General features: G+C 65.8%; 1 protein-coding gene. It reads right to left on the reverse strand.

The window, feature by feature from the left end:
• Window positions 1–36: 36 nt before the first annotated feature.
• Complete coding sequence (locus CH295_RS01080; protein WP_094739605.1) at window positions 37–5,907, reverse strand: non-ribosomal peptide synthetase; 5,871 nt, start codon at window positions 5,905–5,907, stop codon at window positions 37–39.
• Between the last annotated feature and the right edge of the window lie 99 nt (window positions 5,908–6,006).

A 6,006-nucleotide genomic window follows, 5' to 3' on the forward strand; every position in this document is an offset into this window, starting at 1 on the left:
CACGGTGTCGTGAGGCCTTCGTCGTTGCCGAGCGGCCTACCGGCGCAATTCCGCGTCCAGCACGGGCCCGATCTCGGTCGATGCCGGCGACGACGCCATCTGCCAGTGCGTCGCATGGACCGGAACGACCGTCACGCCCTCGCTCAGCGCACCGTGCCACGTCGCCGCCGCCACGTTGCCCGTGGGATCGTCGGTGACCGATGCGAACAGCAGCGCCCGACCCGTGAAGGTCTGCGGCACATAAGTTTCGATGAGCTCTGCCGATCGTGCGATGCCGTCGAGTATCCCGGAGACCCGTTCGCGGGAAATCGAGTCGAAGGGTGCGGGCATCGACTTCAACAGTTCGGCCACGGAGTCGACCGTGAGTTCACCGATCTCGGGGTGATCGTCCGTACCGATACCCAGCCCGCCGAGAATTTCGTCCACCGACACCGGCCTGTCGACGAGGTGGTCCGATCCACCCGCAACGAACGAGTCCATCATGGCCAGCGTCGAGACCTCGTGGCCCTCACGTTGCAGTTGCACGGCCATCGCATGCGCGATCAGTCCGCCCATGGACCACCCCAGCAGGTGATACGGGCCCGACGGTTGCACGGCGCGAATCTTGTCCACGAATACGGCAGCCCACTGCTCTATCGACTGCGGCACAGGTTCTGCACCGGACAGCGCGGGCGACTGCAATCCGTAGATCGGGCGGTCGTCGCCAATGTGCGGTGCCAGAGCGCCGAAGGCCCAGGACAGACCCACGATGGGGTGGACACAGAACAGCGGGGCCGAAGAACCACCTACCCGTAGAGGTATGAGGACCTCGAGCCCGCTTGCTTCCGCTCCGCCGACTCCCGATGCCGTGGCAGCAGTGATTCGCGCCGCAAGCGAGGCGACGGACGCGTCCACGAACAACCAGTTCAGAGGAACAGACCGACCACCGAGGGCCCCCTTCAGCGCGGAGACCAACTTGACAGCCAGCAGAGAGTTGCCGCCGAGCGAGAAGAAGTCGTCATCGAGTCCCACACGTTCGACTCCCAGAACGTCCGCGAACACGCCGGCAACAGCTTCCTCCACCGGTGTCTGCGGGGCCCTGAACTCTCGGGTCTCGAACTCCGGAGCAGGCAGCGCACGACGATCCAACTTTCCTGCAGCGTTGAGAGGTAGAGCGTCGAGCACGACGAAGGCCGACGGAACCATGTACGACGGCAGCGCAGACACCGCCTCCGACCGCACCGCCTCGACATCGATGTCGGTGCCGGGAGTGGGAACCAGGTACGCCGCCAACGACTCACCGACCGCCGAGTGCGACACCACGACGACAGCCTGACTCACCGACGACCGCGCCGTCAGCGCAGTCTCGATCTCTCCCAACTCGATTCGCTGCCCACGGAACTTCACCTGAAAATCGGTGCGACCGATGTACTCGAGCCGATCGGAATCCATCGACCACCGCACCAGGTCACCAGTTCGATACATCCGCGCCCCCGCATCGCCGAACGGGTTCGCCACGAACCGCTCCGCCGACAAGTCGGGCCGCGCAACGTAACCCCGCGCCAACTGCACACCCGCCAAGTACAACTCCCCCGGCACGCCCGCCGGTACCGGATGCAACCGCGAATCCAGCACGTACACCGACGTGTTCCACTCCGACACACCGATGGAGACCGAACCGGCCCCCGATGCGGACAACGCCCCGTCCTCGGACACGTCGCGATAGGTGACACTCACCGCCGCCTCGGTCGGACCGTACAGGTTGTGCACCCGCGCATCCGATACGGCCCGCCAGGCATCGACGGTACCCGCGGGCAACGCCTCACCGATGACGAAAACATGTCGCAACGACGAGATCGACTGCGCCGACACCGCTTCGACGAAGACCGTCAGCATCGACGGCACGAAGTCCGTCACGGTCACACCGTGCCGCGGGATATCGGCGGCGACCGCCTCGACGTCACGTTGCGCACCCGGGGCCGCAACGATCAACCGACCGCCGGTTCGCAGCGGCAGGAAGAAACCCCACAGCGAGACGTCGAACGTCGTGGCCGTCTTCTGCAGGTACACATCCGACGGATCGAGACCGTATTCCTGCGTCATCCACAACATCTGGTTGACGATGGCCCGGTGTTCGATCGCCACGCCCTTCGGACGACCGGTCGACCCGGACGTGAACAGCACGTACGCCAGGTCGTCCCCGGAGGCGCGCGGAAACACCACCGACCCGGACGGCTCAGGCGGATCGGTGATGTCGACGATCGGAATCGCTGTCCCCGTGACGAATTCGTCCCGTGCCGTCGACAACACGACAACCGGCGACGCCGTATCGAGAATGTAGTCGTTGCGCTCGGCCGGCTGATCCGGATCCACCGGCACATAGGCCGCACCGGATCGAAGCACGGCATACATGCCGACCACCAGCTCGACCGACCGCCGCATCGCCAACCCCACCAACACACCCGGCCCGGCACCACGTTCCTGCAACAACGACGCAGTCGCATCCACCCGGTCCGAGAACTGCCGATACGTCAACGATTGTTCACCGAACACCAATGCCACCGCATCCGGCGAATCGACCACCGTGCGGTCGAAACCATCCAACAACACCTCGCCCGAATCGACAGCCACTGTGCTGCCGTTCCCCCGCGACGAGAGTTGTTCACGCTCATCCGGATCGAGAACGTCGATGTCACCGACCACGACATCCGGACTAGCGGTCACCGCCTCGAGAACAGCGACCAACCGCCGCCCGAACGACGCCACCGTCGCCTCGTCGAACAGATCCGTCGCGTACATGAGCTCGCCGGCCAGACCTGCGCCGTCTCCGAGTTCGGTGAGCGTCACCTGGAGATCGAACTTCGCCGAGGCCGCCCCGGACCCGAATGCCTCGACGCCGAGATCGGGGAGCTCGAACGATCCCTGGGAGAAGTTCTGGAAGAACAGCGCCACCTGGACCAGCGGGTGCCGCCCTTGCGATCGCACCGGATCGAGTACCTCGACAAGACGCTCGAAGGGTACGTCCACATTGTCGAATGCCTCCAGGTCGGAGGTACGTACGGCAGCGAGTACTGCACCGAACGAGGCGTCTCGAGCGATCTGCGTTCGCAGGACCACCGTGTTGACGAACATGCCAACCAGGTCGTCCAACCGTGCGTCGCCGCGGCCACCCACCGGTGCTCCCACGGCGATGTCGGACGTCCCGGACAACGTGGCCAGCAGCACCGCGAACGCTGCGTGCACCACCATGAACGCGGTGGCGTCGTGCTCGCGTGCACAGTCGAGTACACGGGCGTGCAGTGCAGCGTCGATCTCGAACGCCGTCACCGCCCCCTGTCCCGATGCGACCCGCGGGCGCGGCCGGTCGGAGGGCAGATCCAACTGCTCGGGGAGGCCGTCGAGCGTGCGACGCCAATAGTCGATCTGCTTGCGGGCCAACGACTTCGGATCCGATTCGGAGCCGAGCATGTCGAGTTGCCAGAGTGTGTAGTCGACGTACTGGACCGGCAGCGGTGCCCACTGCGGTGCCGATCCGCCGTGCCGCGCGAGGTACGCCGTCATGACGTCGCGGGACAGCGGGGCCATCGAGAGCCCGTCCGCCGAGATGTGGTGTGCAACGAAGGCCAGCACGTACTCCGGTGCTGCACCGGCGGGGTCCGTGATGTGGAACAGCCGGACACGAAACGGGATCTCGACGGTGACGTCGAATCCCCGGGTGAAGAACTGTGTGACCGCAGCGAGCGCGTCGTCACGAGCGATGCGGACCACGTCCATCCCGACGTGCGTCTCGGCCTCGTCCCGCACCTGTTGGTACCCGACACCGTCGATCTCCGGGTACACGGTGCGCAACGATTCGTGTCGACCGACCACGTCTCCCACGGCGGCCTGCAACGCGTCGACATCGAGTTCTCCGCGGAGCAATAGAGCGACCGGCACGTTGTTGAGGGCGGAGTCGGTGTCGAGGCGGTTGAGAAACCACATGCGCTGCTGTGCGGACGAGAGCGGGATGCGCTCGGGCCGCTGCCTCGACGTGTCGAGCGCAGCTCGAACCGGACCGTCCGCCGAATCGGCGGCCTGCGCCAAGGCCTCGACGGTGGAGGACTCGAACACCGAGCGCGCCGGAACATGGACGCCCAGAGCCGAACCCAATCGAGCCGCGAGCTGTGTGGCGATCAGGGAGTTACCCCCGAGCGCGAAGAAGTCGTCGTCCAGGCCGACACGTTCGACCCCGAGCAGCTCGACGAAGATATCGGCCACCACATGTTCGGTAGTGGTCGACGGGGACCGGAACTCCGCGGCCTCGAACACCGGTTCCGGCAGTGCGTCTCGGTCCAGCTTGCCGGTGGGAGTCAGCGGGATCGAATCGATCCGCGTGATCACCGAAGGCACCATGTGCGCAGGCAGACTCCGCCCGGCCTCGTCCAGCACCCGGTCCAGGTCGACGTCCGTCCCTGCCACCGGCAATACGTATGCTGCGAGAACGGTTGCGCCGGTGGGACTGCGGTGACCGAGAGTCACAGCGAAATCGACCCCGTCCTGCGCTGTGAGAACGGCGTCGATTTCACCGAGTTCGATTCTGAAGCCTCGGATCTGGACCTGAAAGTCGTTGCGGCCCAGGTATTCGATGGCCCGTCCGGACGCCACCTCCCGCCAGCGCACCAGGTCACCGGTGCGGTACAGCCGACTCTGATCCGAGTTACCCTCGGCCGCATACGGATTGGCGACGAAACGCGCCGCGGTCAGCGCGAATCGTCGATGGTATCCCCGCGCAAGGCCGGCACCGGTCAGATACAGCTCCCCCGGCACCCCGGCGGGCACCTGCCGCAACCGGTCGTCGAGCACGTGGTAGCCCATGTCCTTGGTGGACGGCCCGAGCAGCACGGCTTCGCCCGCGTTCAACGGTGGCGAGATGTTGCACACCATCGACGCTTCGGTGGGGCCGTAGACGTTGTGGAAACGTCTGCCCGGTGCCCACTTCGACATCAGTTCCGAGGTGAAGGCCTCGCCGCCGATCGCGAGGACTCGCATGTCGGGCACCTCTGCCGGATCGAGTGAGGCCAGCGCTGCCGGGGTGATGAACGCATGGCTGACGCGGTGGTGGCGGAGCATGTCACCCAGATCGGAACCGCCGTATACACCGGGCGGGACGATGACCATCGTCGAACCGGCGCCCACAGCCATCAGTAGCTCCAGCACGGACGCATCGAAGCTGGGGGACGCGAAATGCAGTGTGCGCGAATCGGAGTCCAGCCCGTAGATCTCGACCTGAGTGGAGGTCAGCGGTGCCAGCCCGGCGTGGGAGACGGCGACGCCCTTCGGCAGACCGGTCGAGCCGGAGGTGTAGATGACGTACGCGAGCGTGGACGGGCGAATCGGTGCCCGTCGGTCGTCCGCCACGACGGGATCGTCGGACAACCCCTGGAGTGCACCTTCGGTGTCGGACGAGTCGAGGCTGATCCACGACACCGACGTCGGCATCGCCTCTTCGAATTGTGTTGCAGTGACACCCATTCGCACGCCGGAGTCGTTCACCATGTGCGTGATTCGGGCGGCCGGGTAGTTGGGGTCGATGGGCACGAATGCAGCACCGGTCTTCGCCACGGCCCACACGGCCGTGACAGATTCGATCGAACGGGTCAGTGCCAGTGCCACGAAATCCTCGGGGCCGACCCCGCGTTCGATGAGCAACCGGGCCAGCCTGGACGACCGGGAGTCGATCTCTCGATAGGTGAGCGATCGGGTACCGAATTCCACCGCCGTGCCGTCCGGATTCTTCTCCACCGCCGCGGCGAGCAGGGTCGGCAGCGACACCGTACGAGCGGGTCGACTTCGGGTCGGCCGGGCGCGAGTGGGCCGGGGGCGACTCGGCCGTCCCCCCACTCGGCCACCCCACTCGGACGGTATACCGGTCGATCCATCCGAACTCATCTGATCCAAGACTCCTCACCAGTGTTGCCCCGCGCGTGGTCGTGGACGACGCGTCGGCCGATACGACCGTTCATCGTCCACGACGCGGCGAGCGTTGCA

Origin of the sequence: Rhodococcus sp. 14-2483-1-2 (assembly GCF_002259405.1) — a bacterium.
Classification (GTDB): Bacteria; Actinomycetota; Actinomycetes; order Mycobacteriales; family Mycobacteriaceae; genus Rhodococcoides.